The organism is Xanthomonas sp. NCPPB 1132, assembly GCF_056629235.1.
Genome location: NZ_CM152819.1, coordinates 1,183,553 through 1,203,915, shown reverse-complemented (window position 1 = coordinate 1,203,915; position 20,363 = coordinate 1,183,553). Strand labels below are relative to the sequence as shown.

Here is a 20,363-nt window from a genome sequence, read left to right as displayed (position 1 = left end):
ACATTGTTTGTGCGCCCCACGGAAGACCGAGAAATAAAAATATGCGCCTAACGAAACGACTGAAGACATGGTGAAATCAGGATGAAGAAAAGATACTACTTGCCCGCTGCATTTGCGATTATAGCAATCCTGATCTTTACCGCGAATATAGACAGAAAAAGCACAAAAACAGAAGATCCAATAAAAACCACACTTGTCACCCCCCCCCGCCCCCCTTCAAAGATATCGCAGCAAATTTCGGAAACTCAATTTCCGGAAGGGAACATCATGGATATCGCCCCCGCACTGAGAGCCAAAGCTGAAAGCGGAGACGCCAAATCAGCGCTTGCACTTTATCTAAAACTTTCATTGTGCCAAAGCACACTACACACCCAAGTCTCTACTGATGAAATAAAAGCGTATGCAGCAGCAGGCATCAGTCCAGAGCGGTTTGCGGAAAATATAGAAAAACGAATATCTCAATGCACCGGAGTATCAGATAAAGATCTTTCTAGCAGGGGCGAATGGCTCGAAGAAGCGGCCATACATGGAGATCTACAAGCAAAATTACTATACGCCAGTGATCCGGAGGCCATCGTTGGCGACTCGACCGATATGTTACGCAATCCTGAAAAGGTAATTGACTACAAGAAAAAGGCCGTTAGGTTTCTATCTGAAGCAGCATCTACTGGAAGCCCTGATGGATTAATGAAAATGGGCGACGCCTATAATGACGGAATCCTCTTACCAAAGGATCCGGTTAAAGCCTATGCATTTTACCGTGCCACTCAGATGACAACACCAAGCATCCTTTCAACCACCCTATCACAAATGGAGCTAGAACTAACACCAGCGCAAATATCCGAGGGCAAAAAAGAAGCCCTATCTATATATAAAAATTGCTGTGCTTGAGCTTAAAAATAATCCACCCAAGGAACTTTGACATGGATAGAAGTCTCGCAAGAATAATTATTTTTATCTTCTCAATCCTCCCAATTTCTATACTGGCCATGGCAGCGGTTTATGGCCCATACCATGAGGTCATTTATCTTGGAACACCAGAACCAGGACCGACAGCGGAGTACACTCTCAAAAAATACATGCACCCACTGCCTAACTCCCCAGCAGTAACTGTCGGCCCTGGCGACAAAGTAATACTTTGTAATGGAAGCACCTGCGTTACCTATACCAGGACCAACAACGGATGGTTGGGAGGCCCCCCAATCCAACAACAGGTGGTTGATGGTGGCGGTGGCGGTAATGGCGGCGGCGGCGGTGACGGCGGTGGTGGTGGTGGCGGCGGTGGTGGCGGTGGTGGCTGGACTCCGACTCCACCCCCTCCAAGCACCTGCCCCAAGTGCACAGTAACTGTTGGCTGATCTGAAGCGCCCACGGCATGTCGCTCCACCATGCCGTGGGCGCCAGAGGGAATCAATTATTCAGCATCTCCAACAACGCCTCAGCCGCCGCCTCGGACGACGCTGGATTCTGTCCGGTGACCAGGCGGCCATCCTCGACCACGTGCACGCCCCAGGCCGCACATTTGCTGTAGTCGCCGCCCAGGCGCTGCAGTTCGTCCTCGACCAGGAACGGCACCACATCGGTCAGGCCCACCGCGGCTTCCTCGCCGTTGGTGAAGCCAGTGACGCGGCGGCCTTTCACCAACGGCGCGCCATCGGCCGCGGTCACCCGGCGCAGCACGCCCGGTGCATGGCAGACGAAGCCGATCGGCTTGCCGCCGCGCGCGAACGCTTCGATCAGGGCGATGGAGTCGCGGTCTTCGGCCAGATCCCACAGCGGGCCGTGGCCGCCCGGGTAGAACAGCGCGTCGTAGTCGTCCACGCGCACCGACGCCAAGATCTGCGTGCTCGCCAGTTGCTGCTGCGCCGCCGGGTCGTCCTTGAAACGCCGGGTGGCCTCGGTCTGCGCGTCCGGCGCATCGCTCTTCGGGTCCAGCGGCGGTTGCCCACCCTTGGGCGACGCAAGGGTCAGTTCGGCACCGGCGTCCTTGAACGTGTAATACGGCGCGGCGAACTCTTCCAGCCAGAAGCCGGTCTTGTGGCCGGTGTCGCCGAGGCGGTCGTGCGACGTCAGCACCATCAGGATCTTCATGCGGGTCTCCTCGTGAGGGGAAAGCGGCCATACGGGGGCAGGCCGGGCGCCGCAGTATCGGCAGCCGCACATTCGCGGCGGGTGAGCGCGACGTGTCGCCGTTCAGTCCACCTGATCCATGCGAATCCGGTTGGCGAACAGCGAGAACGCCAGCATCCCGGCCAGGCCGCTGGCGCGCGCCACCCAGGTCGGCAACCAGCGCGGCGGCGCCAGCACGCCGGACTCGAACAGCGGCGCGAACGCGGCCACGTCCTCCAGCGCCATCTTGCCGGCGAACAGCCAGCGGCACAGCGGCAGCCGGTCGCGCTGCAGCGCCTGGCGGAAGAACGTGTGCACCGACACCAGGCCGCGCAGGTACACGGTGTCCTTGGTGAACGCGGCGCCGCCGGTGGTCGGCACGCCGCGGAACACGCGCTGCGCCGAGGAAAAGCTTTCCGCCGGCGATTGCCCGGCCGCATCGAAGTAGCGGAACACCTCGATGAAGTCGGCGCCGTCGCGGGCCAGCGCGATCGCCTCAATGCGCAGGCTGATCCGCTTCATCCGCTCGATGTCGATGCTGCCGGTGATCTGCTCGGCGAAGGTCGCCAGGCCTTCCTGGGTGGCGGTGGTGCGCGGCGAGGACAGTGCCAGGCTCGGCAGCTGCGCCTGTTGCCGGCCGTTGAGCGCGGTCAGCGAATGCACCAGCGCCTCGTGGTGGAACAGTTGCGCGCGGTCGTAGTCGCTGAAGTGCGCGCCGGAGCGCAGGCGGATGCGCTGCGCACCGGCGGCGGCCTTGGCCAGCAGGTCCGGATCCAGTTCCACCGTGATCACCCGCGCGCCGAAGAATTCGTCCAGATCGCGCTGCAACAGCAGGCGCAAGGCGGTGGCCGACACCGGCACCTGCTCCTCGGCCGAGAACAGCTCGCGGTCCAGCTCGTGGGCGATGCGGATGAAATGGCCGGCGGCCTCGCGGGTGGTGGGACCGTGGCCGGGCATCGGGTCGTCCGGCACGCCGAACAACTGCGCCGAGTACGTGCCCACCGCCGGCGTGCCGAGCGCTTCCAGCAGGGCCGCGGCCAGATCCCAGCTATGCACCGAGGCCTGCAGGTAGGCGCCGAGCGGATGTGCCGGATCGGCGGCCTCGGCGATCGCCGCCAGCTCGCGACGGGTGTCGGCGAAATCCAGCCTGGGGTAGTCCACCTGCGGCAGCTGCGGCTGCCCGCGCGCCACGCTCTCCAGGAACGGCGTCTGCAACGCCACCGGCCAACTCGCCAGCGCCAGCAGGCGGATGCCGCGCACCGCCTTGACCAGCCGCGCATCGAGCGCGGCGTGGTGGCGGATCTCGGCCGGCAGCGCGCGTTTGGCCACGGCCGGCGTCAGCGGCGCAGGGTGCGCGGCGGCGGGCGCTTGCCGCCCGGCTTGCCGCCGCCGGGCTTGCCGCTGCGGCCGGCGGCCGCGTTCTGCGCCTGGCGCTGCGCCAGCTTGCCGGCGGCGCCGGCCACTTCCTCGCGCAGCTTCAGGTAGTTGGCCAGGCGCGCGGCATCGATCTCGCCGCGCTCGATCGCCGCCTGCACCGCGCAGCCCGGCTCGGCCAGGTGCGCGCAATCGTTGAAGCGGCACTGCGCGGCCAGCGCCTCGATGTCGGCGAAGGCGCCCTCGGCCAGGTCTTCCTCGCCGGTGGGCTTGAGTTCGCGCATGCCCGGGGTGTCGATCAGGCAGGCGCCGGACGGCAGCGGCAGCAGCGCGCGATGGGTGGTGGTGTGGCGGCCGCGCGAGTCGGTGGCGCGCACCGCTGCGGTGCGCATCTTCTGCACGCCGAGCAAGGTGTTGGTGAGGGTGGACTTGCCGGCGCCGGACGAGCCGACCAGCACCGCGGTCTGCCCCGGCCCCAGCCACGGCCGCAGCGCGGCGACGCTGTCGGCCTCGCGCGCATTGACGGTCAACAGCGGGATCGACTGCGCCGCCAGTTCCTCCAGCACCGCCAGTGCGTCGTCGGCGTACTCGGTGAGGTCGGCCTTGGTCAGCACCACCACCGGCGCCGCACCGCCGCCGCCCACCAGCAGCAGATAGCGCTCGATCCGCCGCGGGTTGAAGTCCGCATCCAGGCCGCAGACGATGAACACCGTGTCGATGTTGGCCGCGATCACCTGCTGGTGGTAGTGCTCGCCGGCGGCGCCGCGCTTGATCGCGGTGCGCCGCGGCAGCAGCGCGACGATGCGCGTGTCCTCCAGCAACACCCAATCGCCGACCGCGGCGCGCTCGTGGCTGGGAAAGCGCGGCCGCTGCCAGTCCGGCAGCGATTCGACCTTGAATCCGGTGTCCACCGCGTCGGCGACCACGTAGCCGGTGCGGTGCTGCTCCACCACCCGCGCCGGCCGCGCCTGCGGATGCGCCTCGAACAGCGCGCGCCAGGCCGGCTCCTCGGGCAATCCAGGCCAGGGCCAGCCGATGGGGCGCAACGCGTCGAAGTCGATCGGGGAGGAGGTCATGCGCGGATTCTAGAGGGTGTGCCGGGCCCGGAGGTGAGCGCAGTCCGGCCGTGGGGGCGACGTGCGCGGGCATGCCTGGCGCCGCCGCCTCGCCCATCGCAGCACCAAGCGCGCAGGCCGCCCGCAGTAGACGGCCCGCCACCACGCAGCCCCCGCCCCGCCGCGGTGTCACATTTCCGCTACCATGCAGGTCCCACGCCCCACCGGCCAATGCGATGCCCACCCTGCCGATCAAGCCGCTCGCGATCCGCGAACGCCTGTCCGAAGTCCGCTACGAGATCCGCGGCGAACTGGCACGGCGAGCCCGCGAGCTGGAGGCCCAGGGGCGCAAGCTGATCAAGCTCAACATCGGCAATCCCGGCGCGTTCGGCTTCCGTGCGCCCGAGCACCTGCAGCGCGCGATCGCCGACGACATGGGCCGCACCGATCCCTACACCCACCAGCAGGGCCTGCCGGAGGCGCGCGAGGCGATCGCCGCGGCCTACGCCCGGCGCCAGCATCCGGACGCGCACCCGGACCGCATCTTCGTCGGCAACGGCGTCAGCGAGCTGATCGACCTGTCGCTGCGCGCGCTGCTCAACCCCGGCGACGAAGTGCTGGTGCCCTCGCCCGACTACCCGCTGTGGTCGGCGGCCACCATCCTCAACGACGGCCGCCCGGTGTACTACCGCTGCGCGCCGGAGAACGGCTTCCAGCCCGACCCGGTGGAGATCGAGACGCTGGTGTCCTCGCGCACCCGCGCCATCGTGCTGATCAACCCGAACAACCCCAGCGGCGCCAGCTACTCGCGCGCGCTGCTGGAGAAGATCGTCGCCATCGCGGTCAAGCACAACCTGCTGCTGATGGTCGACGAAATCTACGACCAGGTGCTGTACGACGCCGCGGATTTCGTGTCGGTGGCGCCGCTGGCCGGCGCGCATCCGTGCATCAGCTTCGGCGGCCTGAGCAAGGTGCACCGCGCCTGCGGCTGGCGCGTGGGCTGGGCGCTGCTGTCCGGCGATAGCGAGCGCGTCGGCGATTTCCGCAACGCCATGGACCTGCTCGGCGCGCTGCGCCTGTGCGCCAACGTGCCCGGCCAGTTCGCCATCGATGCCGCGGTCAACGGCCCGGACACAATCTCGCCGTTGTGCGCGCCCGGCGGCCGCCTGTACGAGACCCGCCGCGCGGTGATCGAGGCCTGCGCGGCGAGCGAACACCTGTCGCTGGTGCAGCCGGCCGGTGCGCTGTACGCGTTCCCGGCCGTGGTCGGCGCCGCCGCGCGTGGCTTCGACGATCACGCTTTCGCCCTGGAACTGATGGAACAGGAAGGCGTGCTGGTGGTGCCCGGCTCCAGCTTCAACGTGCCCTACCGGCACCATTTCCGCGTCACCCTGCTGCCGGAAGCGGCGACGATGCGCGAGGTGTTCGCGCGCATCGACCGCGTGCTGGCGCGCCGCGCCGAGGACGCCACCAAGGTGGTGCCGCTGAAGCCGCGGGCGGCTGTGGGGCGGTGAGTGGGGAATGGGGAATGGGGAATGGGGATCGGGAATGGCTGAGCGTGCGCCGTTCCTGGATCGCGTATCCCGGTGATCTGGCAGCTGCCGGTTCCGCATAGATGAGCAAAGGCAGTTTCGCCACGCCCGAGCACATACCGCTGCGCTACCTGGCGCTGGGCGATTCCTACACGATCGGCGAAGGCGTTGATGTCGACGGACGCTGGCCGATGCAGCTGGCGGCGGCGCTGCGCCGCGACGGCATCGCCCTGGCCGATCCGCAGATCGTCGCCACCACCGGCTGGACCACCGACGAACTGGACGCCGGCATCGACGCGGCCACGCCGCAGGGTCCGTTCGACCTGGTGACGCTGCTGATCGGCGTCAACAACCAGTACCGCGGCTATCCGCTCGACGGCTACCGCGCGCAGTTCGACGCGCTGCTGCAGCGCGCGATCGGTTTCGCCGACGCGCGGCCGCAGCGGGTGCTGGCGGTGTCGATCCCGGACTGGGGCGTGACCGCCTTCGCACAGCCGCCCGCACACGATCCGGCACGCATCGCCGCGCAGATCGACGCCTTCAACGCCGCCGCGCAGGCCTGCTGCGCCGCGCGCGCGGTGCGCTTCGTCGACATCACCGCCTGCAGCCGCGACGGCGGCGGCGACGCGGCGATGCTGGCCGCCGACGGGCTGCATCCGTCGGCGGCGATGTACGCGCGCTGGACCGCGCTGCTGTTGCCGGCGGCACGCGATGCGTTAGCCTAGCTGGCGTACGCCCGCTGCCAAGGACCGACATTGCGCGACGCCAGCACCACCCAGCCCATGACCCGCCCGCAGGCCCTGGCCATCGCCCGCGCCTTCCTGCCCACGCACCCGCTGGGCAATCGCTACGACTATTACTACACGCGCACCAAGCTGCGCACCGATCCGCTCTACCCCGGCGTGCTCGCCGCGCTGCGCGGCACCGACGCGCCGGTACTGGATCTGGGCTGCGGGCTGGGCCTGCTCGCGCACGCGCTGCGCGCCGACGGCCAGCGCCAGCGCTACCACGGCGTGGACATCGACGCGGCCAAGATCCGCCGCGCCGGCGCCATCGCCGCGCGCAACGGGCTGCAGGACACGCATTTTGCGGTGGTCGACCTGGGCCAGTCCTGGCCCGAGCACCACGGCAGCGTCGCGATCCTGGACGTGCTGCAGTACCTGGACCGCGACATGCAGTCCAACCTGATCCGCAGCGTGGCGCGCATGCTCACGCCCGGCGCCAAGCTGGTGATCCGCAGCGGCCTGGGCGATGCCAGCGGCCGCGGCCGCACCAGCCGCATCACCGACGTGCTCGCGCACCTGGCCGGCTGGATGCAGGAGCTGCCCAAGGCCTACCCCACCCGCGACAGTCTGCAGGCCCAGCTCGACGCCGCCGGCCTGCGCGCCAGCTTCGCGCCGTTGTACGGCAACACGCCGTTCAACAACTGGCTGATCGTGGCGGAGCCGCGTTGAGGCGGGTGCAGGAAGGCCGCTTACGCAGCGGCCGCGTCGGCTGCGCCGACCCGCATCCGGTTGGCCGCGCATGACCGCACCCGCGCCACGGCCACGCTCCGGCCTGGGTATCGCGTCCCTGGCGACCAGCCTGCTCAGCGCGTTGGTGCTGCTCGCGGCGCTGGTGCTCAGCACCTTCTTCGTGATTCCGACATTCGCCGCTGGTCCGCACGCGCCGATGTCGCTGCTGCTCGGCCTGCTGGCACTGTTCACCGCCATCGCGCAGGTCTGCGCCATCGCGCTGGGCATCGGCAACTGCCTGCAGCCTGATCGCAGCAAGCAGTATGGCCTCCTCGGCCTGTCGTGCGCCCTGCTCACCCTCGGCGCGATGGCGGCGCTGATGGCCTACGGCATGACGCGACCGGGCTGATTCAGGCGCCGAGCGAACCGATCGGCACCCGGCGTGCCGCGCGCATCGCAATGCCGCGGCACGCGATGCACCTCCGAGTCAATCCGGCAGCACCGCCTGCAGCCCACGTGCCTGCAACGCCTGCAACACCCCCTCCACGATCGCCGGGTTGTGCCCGTGCGCCGCGCCCTCGTGCAGCAGCACGATGGCGCCGGGGCGCAGGTCGCGGGCGATGCGCGCAACGGTGATGGCGGGGTCGCAGCGCACGCCATCGAAGCCGCGCGCGCTCCAGGCCACCCGGGTCAGGCGATGCCGGCGCAACGGTGCGGCGACGAAAGGGTTGGTCATGCCCACCACCGAGCGGTACCAGCGCGGCGCAGTGCCGGCGATCGCGGCCAGGGTCTGCTGCGCCTGGCCGATTTCCTGGGCCATGCGTCGCGGCCCCAAGGCCCAGAACCACGCCTGCGGGTGATGCTGGCTGTGGTTGCCGATGCCGTGGCCGCGGCGCAGGATCTCGCGCACCAGTTGCGGGCGCGCGGCGGCGCGGGCGCCGACCAGGAAGAAGGTGGCCTTGGCCTGGTGGCGGTCGAGCAGGTCCAGGATCGCCGCGGTGTCGTCGGACGGGCCGTCGTCGATGGTCAGCCACACCCGCGGTGCGCTGCCGGGCAGGCGGTCCAGCACTGGCGCGTACAGCCGCGCCCGCGGCAGGAACACCGGCAGCACCAGCGCCGCGTGCGACAGCAGCAGCGCCGGCAGGCCGACCTGCCAGCCGTACACCCACCACAGCGCCGCCACCAGCGCCTGCGAGGCCAGCGCCCAGGGCAGCCAGCGGTACGGGTGGCGCGGGATGCGATGCAGCGTTTCCGGAACTGTCATGCCCCATGATGCCATGCGGCGTAGAATGACCGGTCCGACTCTGCGACGACTGCTGCCATGTCCCTCGACCCCGCCCTGCGCTCCCGTATCGAAACGCTGCTCAGCTCCAACCGCGTCGTGCTGTTCATGAAAGGCCAGCCGGGCATGCCGCAGTGCGGCTTCTCCGCCAAGGCGGTAGGCGCGCTGAACGAGCTCGGCGTCGACTTCGCCCACGTCAACGTGCTGGCCGACCAGGACATCCGCGAGGGCATCAAGGTCTACGGCGACTGGCCGACCATCCCGCAGCTGTACGTGGACGGCGAACTGATCGGCGGCAGCGACATCATCCTGCAGATGGCCGGCAGCGGCGAACTGAGCGAACTGCTCGGCGTGGCCGCGCCGGACCGCACGCCGCCGTCGATCACCATCACCGATGCCGCCGCCGAGATGCTGCGCGGCGCGCTGGCCGACGCCCCGGGCGCGAGCCTGGCGCTGGCGATCGATGCGCAGTTCCAGCCGAACTTCCAGCTGGCGCCGACCGATCCCAACGCCATCGCCGCCGAGTCCAACGGCCTGCGCGTGCAGTTCGACCTGGGCAGCGCGCGCCGCGCCGACGGCATCACCATCGACTGGGTGGACGATATCCGCGGCCGCGGCCTGGCGATCGACAATCCCAATGCGCCCAAGCCGGTGCAGGACCTCAGCCCGCGCGACGCCGACGACCAGGTGCGCGCCGGCGGCCTGCTCCTGGTTGACGTGCGCCCGCCGGAGGAGCGCGCGGTGGCGGCGGTCAACGTGCCGTTCCGCACCCTCGACGGCGAGCAGCGCGCGCAACTGGAAGCACTGCCCAAGGACACCGCCCTGGCCTTCCTGTGCCACCGCGGCGGCCGCAGCGCGCAGGCCGCCGAGCACTTCCGTTCGCTGGGCTTCAGCAAGGTGCACAACGTCGTCGGCGGCATCGACGCCTGGACCGACCAGGTCGACGGCAGCGTGCCAAAGTACTGAGTCACGCACCTCGTCGTTTGCGTCCAGTGCGGACGCGCCGAAAGGGCGATCGAACGATCGCCCTTTTTTGTGCCCGCGCGCCGCGTTCGCCACAACGCGCAACCGCGCAACCGCGTAGGAGCGGCTTCAGCCGCGACCGGGCCTTACCGGGAACGCCCGGTCGCGGCTGAAGCCGCTCCTACCCTGGGCACACCACCGTTTGGCGTTTTGCGCACCTGCTGACGGCAGCAGCGAAGTCCGGCAATCCTTGTGGGAGGGACTTCAGTCCCGACTGCAATGAGGTCGAATGCGCCCGATGACTTCGCTCGTCGCGGCTGAAGCCGCTCCCACAAGAAGCGCACTCCTTGTCCCTGGTGCGCGTACCAGGCAAATGCTGGCAGCCGTGCCAGCAGCCTGGTGCCTCCCTGTGGGAGGGACTTCAGTCCCGACTGCAGTGACATCCGATGCACCACTGGCTTCGCTGCCATGAAGCAGCGAACGCGCAGGCACCGCCTCCCTCACCCAGCGAAGCCACCCGCATCCAGGAACGCCTGCTCTTCGGCCATGGTCGTGCGCCCCAGCGCCGCATTGCGGTGCGGGAAGCGGCCGAAGCGCTGGATCACGTCCTCGTGCACCACCGCCCACTGCAGCGACTCGGCATCGCCGAGCGCGCTGAACAGCTCCACTGCCTGGCGCTGCCGCGCCGCGTCCTCGGCATGCGTGTAGGGCAGGTAGAAGAACATCCGCAGTTCCGCATCGATCTCTTGATCGAAGCCGGCCGCCAGCGCCTGGTCGGCGTAGCGGCAGGCCAGGCCGTCGGTGGCGAAGGCGTGGGCGCTGCCGCGGAACACGTTGCGCGGCACCTGGTCGAGCAACAGAAGCAGCGCCAGCGCGCCCTCGGCGTCGGCCAGCCAGTCGGCGCGTTCGCCGCGCGCGGCGGCGTGGTGCGCCTCCAGCAGGTGCTGGCGGACATTGGCGTCGAAGGAGTCGTTGGCGGCGAACCAGCGCTCGCGGCCGGCGCTGCGCCAGAAGTCCACGACGGTGCGCGCGGGGGTGTCGGTCATCGCAGTTTCCATGGGCGGCAATCGGCCTGGATAGCAGGGTCGGCGTCGCGATCCGGTGCAGCCGGGCGCGCCGATGCCGCACCCGCACTTGGCAAGCGCGCCGGCTCGGGCTAGCGTGCGGGCACGGCCGCAAGGGCCGCGTCCATCTTCCGGGGAAAATCCGATGCGTCATCTGTTGCTCGCCTGCCTGGGCGTGGCGTTGTGCGGCCCTGCCGCGGCCGCCTCGCGTTTCGTCGACGATCCCTATCCCAGCACCTACCGCGCGCTGCCGTCGGTGCCGGTGCTGATCGAACACGCCACCGTGCTCACCGGCACCGGCGAGCGCCTGGACGATGCCGACGTGCTGCTGCAGGACGGCCGCGTGCAGGCGGTCGGCCGCGCGCTGGCCGCGCCGGCCAACGCCACCCGCATCGACGGCCACGGCAAGTGGGTCACGCCCGGCATCATCGACGTGCACTCGCACCTGGGCGTCTACCCGAGCCCGGGCGTCAGCGCGCACAGCGACGGCAACGAGGCGACCGCGCCGGTGACCCCGAACGTGTGGGCCGAGCATTCGATCTGGCCGCAGGATCCCGGCTTCGGCACCGCGCTGGCCGGCGGCGTCACCGCGCTGCAGGTGCTGCCCGGCTCGGCCAACCTGGTCGGCGGCCGCGGCGTCACGTTGAAGAACGTGCCAGCCACCACCTACCAGGCAATGAAGTTCCCGGGCGCGCCGTGGGGCCTGAAGATGGCCTGCGGCGAGAACCCCAAGCGGGTCTACGGCGAAAAGGGCGGCCCGTCCACGCGCATGGGCAACGTCGCCGGCTACCGCGCCGCCTTCATCGACGCCAGCGAATACCTGCGCAAGAACGCGCCCAAGCAGAAGAACCCGCCCAAGCGTCACTGGTGGAGCCGCGGCAACGGCGACAACGACAGCAGCGGCGACAGCGGCGGCAAGCGCGACCTCAAGCTGGACACGCTGGCCGGCGCGATCAACGGCGACATCCGCGTGCACATCCACTGCTACCGCGCCGACGAGATGACCACCATGCTCGACCTGGCCAAGGAGTTCGGCTTCAAGATCGCCGCCTTCCACCATGGCGTGGAGGCCTACAAGATCGCCGACCGCCTGGCCCAGGAGAACGTCTGCGGCGCGCTGTGGGCCGACTGGTGGGGCTTCAAGATGGAGGCCTTCGACGGCATCCAGGAGAACATCGCCCTGGTCGATCGCCCCGCCAACGGCTGCGCGATCGTGCACTCGGATTCGGAGGAAGGCATCCAGCGACTCAACCAGGAAGCGGCCAAGGCGATGGCCGCCGGCCGCCGCGCCGGCATGGACATCCCGCCCGAACGCGCGATCCGCTGGCTGACCAGCAACCCGGCCAAGGCGCTGGGCATCGACAGGCAGACCGGTTCGCTGGAGCCGGGCAAGATGGCCGACGTGGTGCTGTGGAACGGCAACCCCTTCAGCTCCTACGCCCTGGCCGACAAGGTCTACATCGACGGCGCGCAGGTCTACGACCGCGCCGACCGTCGCCTGCAACCGACCTCCGATTTCATGCTCGGCCAGGAGGCTGCCCGATGAGCCGCGCCCGACTCTCGTCCCCTCGCCTGGCGCAGCGCCTGGCCCTGGCCGCCTGCCTGCTGCTGGGCAGCGCGCCCGGGTTCGCCCAGGACTTACTGATCCGCGGCGCCACCGTGCACACCGCCAGCGCCCGCGGCACCCTCGCCAATGCCGACGTACTGGTCCAGGGCGGCGTGATCCGCGCGGTCGGCCCCGGCCTGAGCGCGCCGGCCGGCGTCGCCGTGGTCGAGGCCAAGGGCCGGCCGCTGACCCCGGCGCTGTTCGGCGGCATCACCGAGATCGGCATCGAGGAGGTCTCCGGCGAGGCCTCCACTGTCGACAGCACGCTGACTCTGCCGCACGACCAGCCGATGCGTCCGGAGTTCGACGTGACCCTGGCCTACAACCCCGAATCGGTGCTGATCCCGGTCGCACGCGTGGAAGGCATCGGCTTCACCGCGCTCGGCGCCAACACCGGCGGCGCCTTCGTCGCCGGCCAGGGCGCGGTGATGCGCCTGGACGGCGGCGCCGACCCGATCGGCCCGCGCGCGCTGTACCTGCGCCTGGGCAGCGATGCGCTGGAGCTGAGCGGCAAGTCGCGCGCGGCACAGTGGATGCTGCTCGACCAACTGGTCGCCGAAGCGCGCGGGCGCATGCCCGCCGACTCGCCGCACGCGCTGCTGACCCCGGCCGGACGCGCGGTGCTGGCGCGCTACCTCGCCGGCCAGGGCCGCATCGTGGTCACGGTGAACCGCGCGGCCGACATCCGCCAGCTGCTGCGTTGGGCACAGCGCGAGAAGGTGCGCATCGCCATCGCCGGCGGCGACGAGGCCTGGAAGCTGGCGCCGGAACTGGCGAAGGCGCAGGTGCCGGTGTTCGTCAATGCGCTGGACGACCTGCCGGCCAGCTTCGACCAGATCGGCGCCACCCTGGAGAACGCCGCGCGCCTCAACGCCGCCGGCGTGGCGGTGAGTTTCACCCAGGGCGGCGACGGCGCGCACAACGCGCGCAAGCAGCGGCAACTGGCCGGCAACGCGGTTGCGCACGGGCTGCCGTGGGACGCCGCCCTGGCCGGCCTGACCCGGGTCCCGGCCGAGGCCTTCGGCGTGGGCGATCGTCTGGGCAGCATCGCCCCGGGCAAGCTCGCCGATCTGGTCCTGTGGGAAGGCGACCCGCTGGACGTGGCGCATTACGCCGAGCAGGTCTGGTTGGGCGGCCGCGCCATCCCGATGCGCTCGCGGCAGACCGAGCTGCGCGACCGCTACATGCAGCAGAGCGGCGCGCTGCCGAAGGCGTACACCCACTAAACCGCGTCGAGCACGCCGGGACGGCATCGCACGGACGATGCCGCCCCGCGATAGCGGCGCCCCGCAACGCACAACGCGGCACTGTGCAAGGCGCCGTCAGTTGGCGCCGATATTGGCCTGGATCCAGGCCCAGCCGTTGCCGCGCACCACCTCGAAGCCGGCCTCGACCACGTGCAGGTACATCGCGTTGCTGAAGCGTCCGTCCTGCGCGCGGTGCGTGTGCAGCCAGGTCAGGAACGGCTTGATGTCGATGTTGAGATTGCCGTTGCTCGGCAGGGTCGGCTGGCCCGCGGTGTTGTGCGGAATGAAGGTGTAGACGTAGTAGCCGGCGGCGCTGTTCATGCCTTCCCACAGATCGAAGGTGTAGCCGCCGGCGCTGATGACGTTGCTGGCGGTGAGGGTGCCGATCGGATACGAGTTGTGGCCGCCCCAGATCATCACCTCGGCCTGCGGAATCGCGCTGGAGGACACCGTGCTGTCCCAGCGGAAGAACAGGTCGTAGGCGAAATCGCCGGCCAGGTTGCTGCCGCCGGACGAGTACGCGAAGGTCGCCGGCAACGACCGCAGCGCCGAGACCTGCCGCGGGAAGGTGCGGTCGGCGGTGGGATTGAAGCCGTAGTGCGAGCCGCGCAGGATCGCCGGATAGCCGTACAGGCTGGCGTTGGGGAAATTGAAGGTCACGGTCATGCTCGGCGTGCTGCCGCTGTGGAACGTGCCCTGGATGACGTTGTTGGGATCGTTGAAGTTGTTCACCCAGGCGTACTGGTTGCCGTACACCTGGTAGGGACCGGCCAGCGCCAGCGGCGCGACGGCGAACAGGGCGGCGGCGAACAGCGCGCGCAAAACGCGCGTTCGGCCGCGCCGCGGCGCGACGACGGTGGCGGGAAGGTGCGGCGAAGCGGCAGCGGAAACGGGAGCGGAAGCGTGCATGGCGGTCTCTCCTGGGCGTGCAGGGGCAGCGACACTGCTGCCGCGGCGGACGCTAGCAAGGCGCGCGCGCCGCGAGCTATGACAAGACCCGCGCGCGCCATGCGCCAGCGCAATAGCGCTACCGCGATCCAGGCCGCGGGCGTGGGCCGCTTCACAGGTATCTCGCGCCGGCGAGATTTTCGCCAATGCATCGTCTACGCCGTGCTGTCCGCATCCGCACCAGGCTGCAACGACGTCCCGCACTGCAGCATGCGCTGACAGGTCGCCGCGCGCGCAACGCCGCGATAAGCTGATGGGTCATTGCGGAGAAGCACGATGACATTGCGCTGGTACTTCGATTTCATCTCGCCGTTTTCCTATCTGCACTGGCAGCAGGTGAAAACGCTTCCGGAGTTCGACCGGATCCAGCCGGTGCCGATCGTGTTCGGTGCGGTGCTGGCGCAGTTGCAGGCGCGTGGGCCGGCCGAGGTGCCGCACAAGCGCGAGTTCACCTACCGCTTCGTGCAGTGGCAGGCGCAGCAGCAGGGCGTGCCGCTGCGTTTCCCGCCGGCGCACCCGTTCAACCCGCTGACCGCGCTGCGCCTGTGCGTCGCCGCCGGCACCACGCCGCAGGCCATCGACGCGATCTTCGACTGGCTGTGGCGCGACGGCCACGCCGGCGACGACGCCGCGGCGCTGGCGCCGGTCGGCCAGGCGCTGGGCATCGCCGACGTGGCCGCGGCCACCGCCGATGCGCAGGTCAAGGCGCAGCTGCGCGCCAACACCGAGCAGGCGCTGGCGGCCGGCGTGTTCGGCGTGCCGACCCTGCAGATCGACGACACCCTGCTGTGGGGCAACGACGCGCACCCGCTGATGCGGGCGGTGCTGGCCGACCCGCAGCTGCTGCAGCGCGGCGAGATGGCACGCCTGGCGACGCTGCCGGCCGCCGTGCAGCGCGGCGCCTGAGCGGCCGCCATGTGCATCGACATTTCCCCGTACTGGAGCTTCAGCGGATGCGTATCGGCATCGTCGTAGATTCCGCCTGCGATCTACCGCGGGACTACATCGCGCAACACGAGCTGGTGGTTTTGCCGATCAGCGTGCGCCTCGGCGGCACCGTGCTGGCCGATCAGCGCGACGAAGCGGCGACCCTGGAATTCCTGCACGCGCAGGTCAGCGCGCACGGCGCCGAGGCCGAGACCGTGCCGTACAGCGTGGGGCAGATCCGCGAGCTGTTCCTGGGCCGGCTGGTCATCGACTACGACCACGTGTTCTGCCTGACCATCGCCAAGACCCGCAGCCCGATCCACGACCACGCGCAGCAGGCCGGCTTCGCCATCCTCAGCGACTACAGGCCGATCCGCCAGGCCGCCGGCCACGCCTCGCCGTTCGCGCTGCGGGTGATCGACACCCAGAACCTGTTCGCCGCACAGGCGGTGGTCGCCGTCGAGGCGGTGCGCTTGCGCGCCGACGGCGCCAGCGTGCAGGCCATCCGCGAGCGGCTGGAGACGCTGGCCGAGCACACCCACGGCTACATGATCGCGCGCGACCTGTACTACCTGCGCAGCCGCGCGCGCAGCAAGGGCGACCGCAGCGTCGGCCTGCTCAGCGCCGCGCTCGGCTCGGCCCTGGACATCAAGCCGGTGCTGCACTGCCACCGCGGCGAGACCGCGCCGGTGGCCAAGCTCAAGGGCTTCGACCACGCCGTGCAGACGCTGTTCGGCCTGGCCGCCAAACGCGTGGCCGCCGGGCTGATGACGCCCACGCTGTGCCTGAGCTACGGCGGCGAACTGGCGGAACTGCGCGCCCTGCCCGGCTACGCGGCGCTGCGCCAGGCCTGCGACAGCCACGGCGTAGAGCTGCAGGAAAGCGTGATGAGCCTGACCGGCATGGTCAACGTGGGCAAGGGCGCGCTGGTGCTGGGCTTCGCCGGCGAGGCGCTGCGCTTCGGCTGATTCTTCCGAGCCGCGTCGACGGCGGCGCGGCGCCGGCTCTGCTAGGCTCGCCCGCTTCGTACCGCCCACAAGAGATGCCCATGGCCGTGACCTACTCGATCAGCCTGCCCGATCCCGCCCGTGCCCGCGGCAGCCAGCCGTCGCTGAGCTTCACTGCGCACGGCGCCGACGCCTTCGCCGAACAACTGCAGGCCGCGCTGAGCGACCCGGCCTGGTTCGAGCGCTGGCGCGCGCTGCAGCCGGAGCCGGACGAGGTCGATCCGGCGCTGGGCGTGACCGATCCGGCGGCACGGGTGACCGGCCGCCAGGACGATCTGCGCATCGACCTGTCCGCCACCACCAGCATCCCCGGCGACATCCTCAAGCAGCGCCTGCGCCTGCTGGCCGGCAGCGGCTGGGAACTGCGCGACGTGCGCTGAAACGCGCGCCCAGGCCACCGCACTGCGGTGGCCGACGCGCCTACGCGCAGCCGCGTCGCGCTACGACGCGGCCAGCGCCCGGCGCGGCCAGGACCAGCGCAGATTGACCGCCAGCGTGCCCAACACGATCAGCGCCAGGCCCAGCCACTGCACCGGCACCAGCCGGTGGCCGTACAGCAGGTAGTCCAGCAGCAGCGTCACCAGCGGATAGACGAACGCGACCACCGCGATCGCCGCCACGTGCAGGTGCCGGTAGGCGCTGTAGAACAGCACGTACACGATGCCGCTGTGGATCACCCCCAGGCCGACCAGCCAGAACCAGTGCCGCCCGGGATGCAGTGCGGCGCTGCTGGAGAAGCCAGCCAGCATCGCCGCACCGACCCAGCACTGCACCGTCACCACCGCCAGCGGCCGCTCGCGGCTGATCCGCCGCGACATCAGCAACGAGGCGCCGCACAGCAGCGCACCCAGCAGGGTCAACGCGATCCCGCCCAGGTAGCCGCGGTCGGCGCTGGACCACAGCCGCAGCGGATCGGCCGAGCAGGCCACGCCGACGAAGGCCAGCAGGGTCCAGCCCAGGTCGGCACGGCGGCTGCGCTCGCCCTGCAGCAACGCCGCCAGGATCAGCATGACGAACGGGAACACGTGGTAGACCATGGTCGCCACGCCGATCGACGAACGCGCCATGCCGGCGAACAGCGCCACCCAGTTGAGCACCAGCAGCACGCCGCTGAGCGCGGCGTCGCGCAGCAGCGCGCGCTCGCGCCACAGGCCGCGCAACTGCCCGCCGAGCAGGCCGCACACGGTCAGGAACAGCGCGCCGAACAGGCAGCGGTAGAACACCGCGGTCACCGGATCCTGGCCGCTCTCGTGCACGAACACGCCGACCGAGCCGATCAGCACCTCGGCCAGCAGCAACTGCCACAGTGCCCGCCGGGACGCGCCCGCGGATGTCGCGACGGCCGCGCTCATAGCACGATGCTCCCGTGCAGGTACTGCACCGCTGCGCCACGCACCTGCACGTGGTCCGGCAGCACCCGGCAGTCCAGTTCGCCGCCGCGCGCCGAGGCCTGCCACGCACGCAGGTCGCGCTTGCCCAGGCGCTGCGCCCACAGCGGCGCCAGCGCCGCGTGGATCGAGCCGGTCACCGGATCCTCGGCACCACCGTTGGCCGGCCAGAAATAACGCGAGACGAAATCGTGCTCGCGGCCGGGCGCGGTGACCGCGACATCGCGCGGTGCCAGCGCCAGCATCCGCGCCAGGTCCGGCACCACCGCGCGCACCTGGGCTTCGTCCGCGTACACGGCGATGTAGGCCTGGTCGTTGCGGTACGCCGCCTGCGGCGCGATCGACAACGCCTGCGCGAGCGCCTGCGGCACCGTCGCCAGCGCGGTCGGCGCCTGGTTCGGAAAGCGCAGGACGAAGCGCCCGTCGGCCTCGCGGTCCACCCCCAGTTCGCCGACCGCCGCGGCGCGGAACCGCAACGGCAGCGGCACCAGGCCCTGGGTGGCGACGACGAAGGCGCTGGCCAGGGTGGCATGTCCGCAGAACCCCACTTCGCGCAGCGGCGAGAACCAGCGGATCGCGAACGCGCCGTCGGCCTCGCGCACGAAGAACGCGGTCTCCGACAGATTGTTTTCGCTGGCGATGGCCTGCATCAGCGCGTCCGGCAACCACGCCTGCAGCGGCACCACCGCGGCCGGGTTGCCGCGGAACCGCACCGTGGTGAAGGCATCGACGATGAACAGCGGCAGTTGCACGCGCGGCCTCGGGAATGGGGAAGGACGCGGCCAGTGTGCGCCGGGGTGGGCGACCAGCACAGAGTCAGATACGCTGCAAATCGACCGATACAGATGAGGCCGCCGCATGCGCCTGTACGAAGCCCTCGCCAGCCAGCTGCGCGAACAGATCGCGCAGGGCACGCTGCGTGCCGGCGAGCGCCTGCCGTCGATCCGGCAACTGGCCGCCGGCCACGGCATCAGCGCCGCCACCGCGGTGCAGGCCTGCCTGCAACTGGAACGCGAAGGGCGGGTGCAGGCGCGGCCGCGCTCGGGCTACTTCGTGCGCGCCGCGGCCACGCCGCAACCGACCGGCGCAGGCACCACTACCCGGCGGCGCGCGCCGGGCACGGTCGCCAATCCGGCGCTGCAGGGCGTGCTGGACATGCTCGCGCGCTCTGACCTGGTGCCGCTGCACACCGCCACGCCGGCGGCGGCGCTGCTGCCCGGCGCGCACCTGGCCAGCGCACTGGCGCGGCAGTTGCGCCGCCAGCGCAGCGCCGCGCTCGACTACGCGCCGCCGCAGGGCCATGCCGCGCTGCGCCGGCAGATCGCGCAGCATTACGCGCATTGCGCCACCGCCGTGGCCGCCGACGAGGTGGTGGTGACCGCCGGCGCGATGGAGGCGATCAGCCTGGCCCTGCGCACGCTCACTGCGCCCGGCGACGTGGTGCTGGTCGAGACCCCGACCTACCACGGCATCCTGCAGGCGGTGGCGGCGCTGCGGCTGAAGGTGCTGGAAGTACCCAACCGTCCGGGCCAGGGCATCGACGCCGCACGCCTGGACGCGCTGCTGCAGCGCACGCCGGCGCGCGCCGCGGTGCTGGTGCCGAACTTCAACAATCCGCTCGGCAGCCTCACTCCGGACGCGGCCAAGCGCGCCCTGCTGGACAGTTGCGCGCGCCACGGCACGGTGGTGATCGAGGACGACATCTACGGAGAGCTCGATTGGTCGGGGCAGCGCCCACGGCCGCTGCGCCATTTCGACACCCATGGCAACGTGATCACCTGCGGCGCCTTCTCCAAGGTGCTGGCGCCTGGCCTGCGCGTGGGCTGGCTGCTCGGCGGCGCCTGGACCGACGCGCTGGTGCGCGCCAAGTATTTCTCCACCATCGGCGGCGCCAGCCTGCCGCAACTGGCCCTGGCCGACTACCTGCAGCGGCACGACCTGGAACGGCACCTGCGCAAACTGCGCCGCACCCTGGCCGACAACGGCCAGCGCCTGCGCGAGGCGGTGCTGCGGCACTGGCCGGCCGGCACCCGCATCGGCGACCCGGCCGGCGGCCTGTCGCTGTGGCTGCAACTGGCCGACGCCGGCAGCGGCCAGGCCTTGTTCGAGGCCGCCCTCGCCGCCGGCATCGGCACCTCGCCCGGGCACCTGTTCTCCAGCCGCGGCGACTACGCCGACCACCTGCGGCTGAGCTGCGGCCAACCGTGGAGCGAGACCCTGGAACACGCCATGCGGCGGCTGGGCACGCTGGCGGCGCGGCTGCCGCGCTGAAGGCAACGCCCGGCGCCATGCCGCTGCCCCGATGCGAAACGCGTACTGCCAGCGTTTTCCTGACAGTCCATCGCACCATGCTGTCCTACCGACACCGCGGGGCGATGCAGCGGATTGCACGCGAGCGCTTGCCGAT

20 protein-coding genes are annotated in these 20,363 nt (G+C 70.0%); 12 read left to right on the top strand and 8 right to left on the bottom strand.

The features are described 5' to 3' along the window. Positions 1-81: 81 nt before the first annotated feature. A complete protein-coding gene (locus AC1G9L_RS05240) occupies positions 82-891 on the top strand; it encodes a hypothetical protein (RefSeq protein ID WP_481070420.1) in 810 nt (269 codons plus the stop codon). Positions 892-1,410: 519 nt separating this feature from the next. Here the strand turns inward: AC1G9L_RS05240 and AC1G9L_RS05235 are convergent. From AC1G9L_RS05235 to rsgA, 3 genes are all read right to left on the bottom strand, one after another. Continuing rightward, positions 1,411-2,091 carry a DJ-1/PfpI family protein gene (locus tag AC1G9L_RS05235; protein ID WP_019802388.1) on the bottom strand — a complete coding sequence of 227 codons (681 nt, stop codon included), beginning with the start codon at positions 2,089-2,091 and terminating at the stop codon, positions 1,411-1,413. Between the two features lie 102 nt (positions 2,092-2,193). Beyond that, on the bottom strand, positions 2,194-3,438 hold the full coding sequence (locus AC1G9L_RS05230) for a flavohemoglobin expression-modulating QEGLA motif protein (RefSeq protein ID WP_481070419.1): 1,245 nt from the start codon (positions 3,436-3,438) through the stop codon (positions 2,194-2,196). A gap of 8 nt (positions 3,439-3,446) precedes the next feature. Continuing rightward, entirely contained in the window at positions 3,447-4,559 is a 1,113-nt protein-coding gene (gene rsgA, locus AC1G9L_RS05225) for a ribosome small subunit-dependent GTPase A (protein ID WP_481070418.1), read from the bottom strand. Positions 4,560-4,774: 215 nt separating this feature from the next. Between rsgA and AC1G9L_RS05220 the strand changes: the two genes are divergently transcribed. The 4 genes from AC1G9L_RS05220 (at position 4,775) to AC1G9L_RS05205 (ending at position 7,933) form a co-directional block, all read left to right on the top strand. Then, positions 4,775-6,052: an aminotransferase class I/II-fold pyridoxal phosphate-dependent enzyme gene (locus tag AC1G9L_RS05220; RefSeq protein ID WP_019801768.1), complete on the top strand. Its 1,278-nt coding sequence runs from the start codon at positions 4,775-4,777 to the stop codon at positions 6,050-6,052. Positions 6,053-6,153: 101 nt separating this feature from the next. Beyond that, a complete protein-coding gene (locus AC1G9L_RS05215; RefSeq protein WP_481070417.1) occupies positions 6,154-6,795 on the top strand; it encodes an SGNH/GDSL hydrolase family protein in 642 nt (213 codons plus the stop codon). A gap of 57 nt (positions 6,796-6,852) precedes the next feature. Next, positions 6,853-7,524, top strand: coding sequence for a methyltransferase domain-containing protein (locus AC1G9L_RS05210; RefSeq protein WP_017910897.1), 672 nt, complete (start codon positions 6,853-6,855; stop codon positions 7,522-7,524). A gap of 70 nt (positions 7,525-7,594) precedes the next feature. Next, positions 7,595-7,933 (top strand): hypothetical protein, encoded by a 339-nt coding sequence (locus AC1G9L_RS05205; protein WP_019802291.1) that lies wholly within the window; start codon positions 7,595-7,597, stop codon positions 7,931-7,933. Between the two features lie 78 nt (positions 7,934-8,011). Here AC1G9L_RS05205 and AC1G9L_RS05200 read toward each other — a convergent pair whose 3' ends face one another. Beyond that, positions 8,012-8,803, bottom strand: coding sequence for a polysaccharide deacetylase family protein (locus AC1G9L_RS05200; protein WP_481070416.1), 792 nt, complete (start codon positions 8,801-8,803; stop codon positions 8,012-8,014). 42 nt (positions 8,804-8,845) lie between these two features. Here AC1G9L_RS05200 and grxD point away from each other — a divergent pair, with 42 nt between their 5' ends. Further along, the gene (gene grxD / locus AC1G9L_RS05195) at positions 8,846-9,772 is read left to right on the top strand and encodes a Grx4 family monothiol glutaredoxin (protein ID WP_019802293.1); all 927 of its coding nucleotides are present in this window, start codon (positions 8,846-8,848) and stop codon (positions 9,770-9,772) included. Positions 9,773-10,269: 497 nt separating this feature from the next. Here the strand turns inward: grxD and AC1G9L_RS05190 are convergent, their stop codons facing one another. Continuing rightward, on the bottom strand, positions 10,270-10,815 hold the full coding sequence (locus AC1G9L_RS05190; RefSeq protein ID WP_019802294.1) for a DUF924 family protein: 546 nt from the start codon (positions 10,813-10,815) through the stop codon (positions 10,270-10,272). Between the two features lie 163 nt (positions 10,816-10,978). Between AC1G9L_RS05190 and AC1G9L_RS05185 the strand changes: the two genes are divergently transcribed. Together AC1G9L_RS05185 and AC1G9L_RS05180 are read left to right on the top strand one after the other, a co-directional pair. Then, on the top strand, positions 10,979-12,379 hold the full coding sequence (locus AC1G9L_RS05185; protein ID WP_481070415.1) for an amidohydrolase: 1,401 nt from the start codon (positions 10,979-10,981) through the stop codon (positions 12,377-12,379). Further along, positions 12,376-13,665 (top strand): amidohydrolase family protein, encoded by a 1,290-nt coding sequence (locus AC1G9L_RS05180; RefSeq protein ID WP_481070414.1) that lies wholly within the window; start codon positions 12,376-12,378, stop codon positions 13,663-13,665. The genes AC1G9L_RS05185 and AC1G9L_RS05180 overlap by 4 nt, the downstream gene beginning before the upstream one ends. A gap of 96 nt (positions 13,666-13,761) precedes the next feature. Here AC1G9L_RS05180 and AC1G9L_RS05175 read toward each other — a convergent pair whose 3' ends face one another. Next, positions 13,762-14,595, bottom strand: a complete 834-nt coding sequence (locus tag AC1G9L_RS05175) for a GH12 family glycosyl hydrolase domain-containing protein (protein WP_481070413.1) — start codon at positions 14,593-14,595, stop codon at positions 13,762-13,764. A gap of 315 nt (positions 14,596-14,910) precedes the next feature. On the opposite strand from AC1G9L_RS05175, the gene AC1G9L_RS05170 reads away from it, so the two are divergent. The 3 genes from AC1G9L_RS05170 (at position 14,911) to AC1G9L_RS05160 (ending at position 16,948) form a co-directional block, all read left to right on the top strand. After that, the gene (locus AC1G9L_RS05170; RefSeq protein WP_481070412.1) at positions 14,911-15,540 is read left to right on the top strand and encodes a DsbA family protein; all 630 of its coding nucleotides are present in this window, start codon (positions 14,911-14,913) and stop codon (positions 15,538-15,540) included. 47 nt (positions 15,541-15,587) lie between these two features. Then, positions 15,588-16,529 (top strand): DegV family protein, encoded by a 942-nt coding sequence (locus AC1G9L_RS05165; RefSeq protein ID WP_019801569.1) that lies wholly within the window; start codon positions 15,588-15,590, stop codon positions 16,527-16,529. An 80-nt stretch (positions 16,530-16,609) separates the two neighbouring features. Continuing rightward, positions 16,610-16,948 (top strand): hypothetical protein, encoded by a 339-nt coding sequence (locus AC1G9L_RS05160; RefSeq protein WP_193314198.1) that lies wholly within the window; start codon positions 16,610-16,612, stop codon positions 16,946-16,948. Between the two features lie 60 nt (positions 16,949-17,008). Here the strand turns inward: AC1G9L_RS05160 and AC1G9L_RS05155 are convergent, their stop codons facing one another. Both AC1G9L_RS05155 and AC1G9L_RS05150 read right to left on the bottom strand, forming a co-directional pair. Continuing rightward, positions 17,009-17,920, bottom strand: a complete 912-nt coding sequence (locus tag AC1G9L_RS05155; protein ID WP_481070411.1) for a DMT family transporter — start codon at positions 17,918-17,920, stop codon at positions 17,009-17,011. After that, positions 17,917-18,708 (bottom strand): PhzF family phenazine biosynthesis isomerase, encoded by a 792-nt coding sequence (locus tag AC1G9L_RS05150; RefSeq protein WP_019800725.1) that lies wholly within the window; start codon positions 18,706-18,708, stop codon positions 17,917-17,919. Before AC1G9L_RS05150 ends, AC1G9L_RS05155 begins: the two co-directional genes overlap by 4 nt. A 106-nt stretch (positions 18,709-18,814) precedes the next feature. Between AC1G9L_RS05150 and AC1G9L_RS05145 the strand changes: the two genes are divergently transcribed. Further along, entirely contained in the window at positions 18,815-20,227 is a 1,413-nt protein-coding gene (locus AC1G9L_RS05145; RefSeq protein ID WP_481070410.1) for an aminotransferase-like domain-containing protein, read from the top strand. Positions 20,228-20,363: the final 136 nt, after the last annotated feature.

Coding starts and splice junctions, on each gene's coding strand:
- grxD (WP_019802293.1), top strand. CDS start 8,846: ATGTCCCTCGACCCCGCCCTGCGCTCCCGTATCGAAACGCTGCTCAGC.
- AC1G9L_RS05160 (WP_193314198.1), top strand. CDS start 16,610: ATGGCCGTGACCTACTCGATCAGCCTGCCCGATCCCGCCCGTGCCCGC.
- AC1G9L_RS05145 (WP_481070410.1), top strand. CDS start 18,815: ATGCGCCTGTACGAAGCCCTCGCCAGCCAGCTGCGCGAACAGATCGCG.
- rsgA (WP_481070418.1), bottom strand. CDS start 4,559: ATGACCTCCTCCCCGATCGACTTCGACGCGTTGCGCCCCATCGGCTGG.
- AC1G9L_RS05175 (WP_481070413.1), bottom strand. CDS start 14,595: ATGCACGCTTCCGCTCCCGTTTCCGCTGCCGCTTCGCCGCACCTTCCC.
- AC1G9L_RS05220 (WP_019801768.1), top strand. CDS start 4,775: ATGCCCACCCTGCCGATCAAGCCGCTCGCGATCCGCGAACGCCTGTCC.
- AC1G9L_RS05205 (WP_019802291.1), top strand. CDS start 7,595: ATGACCGCACCCGCGCCACGGCCACGCTCCGGCCTGGGTATCGCGTCC.
- AC1G9L_RS05235 (WP_019802388.1), bottom strand. CDS start 2,091: ATGAAGATCCTGATGGTGCTGACGTCGCACGACCGCCTCGGCGACACC.
- AC1G9L_RS05215 (WP_481070417.1), top strand. CDS start 6,154: ATGAGCAAAGGCAGTTTCGCCACGCCCGAGCACATACCGCTGCGCTAC.
- AC1G9L_RS05170 (WP_481070412.1), top strand. CDS start 14,911: ATGACATTGCGCTGGTACTTCGATTTCATCTCGCCGTTTTCCTATCTG.
- AC1G9L_RS05155 (WP_481070411.1), bottom strand. CDS start 17,920: ATGAGCGCGGCCGTCGCGACATCCGCGGGCGCGTCCCGGCGGGCACTG.
- AC1G9L_RS05200 (WP_481070416.1), bottom strand. CDS start 8,803: ATGGCATCATGGGGCATGACAGTTCCGGAAACGCTGCATCGCATCCCG.
- AC1G9L_RS05165 (WP_019801569.1), top strand. CDS start 15,588: ATGCGTATCGGCATCGTCGTAGATTCCGCCTGCGATCTACCGCGGGAC.
- AC1G9L_RS05210 (WP_017910897.1), top strand. CDS start 6,853: ATGACCCGCCCGCAGGCCCTGGCCATCGCCCGCGCCTTCCTGCCCACG.
- AC1G9L_RS05180 (WP_481070414.1), top strand. CDS start 12,376: ATGAGCCGCGCCCGACTCTCGTCCCCTCGCCTGGCGCAGCGCCTGGCC.
- AC1G9L_RS05240 (WP_481070420.1), top strand. CDS start 82: ATGAAGAAAAGATACTACTTGCCCGCTGCATTTGCGATTATAGCAATC.
- AC1G9L_RS05190 (WP_019802294.1), bottom strand. CDS start 10,815: ATGACCGACACCCCCGCGCGCACCGTCGTGGACTTCTGGCGCAGCGCC.
- AC1G9L_RS05185 (WP_481070415.1), top strand. CDS start 10,979: ATGCGTCATCTGTTGCTCGCCTGCCTGGGCGTGGCGTTGTGCGGCCCT.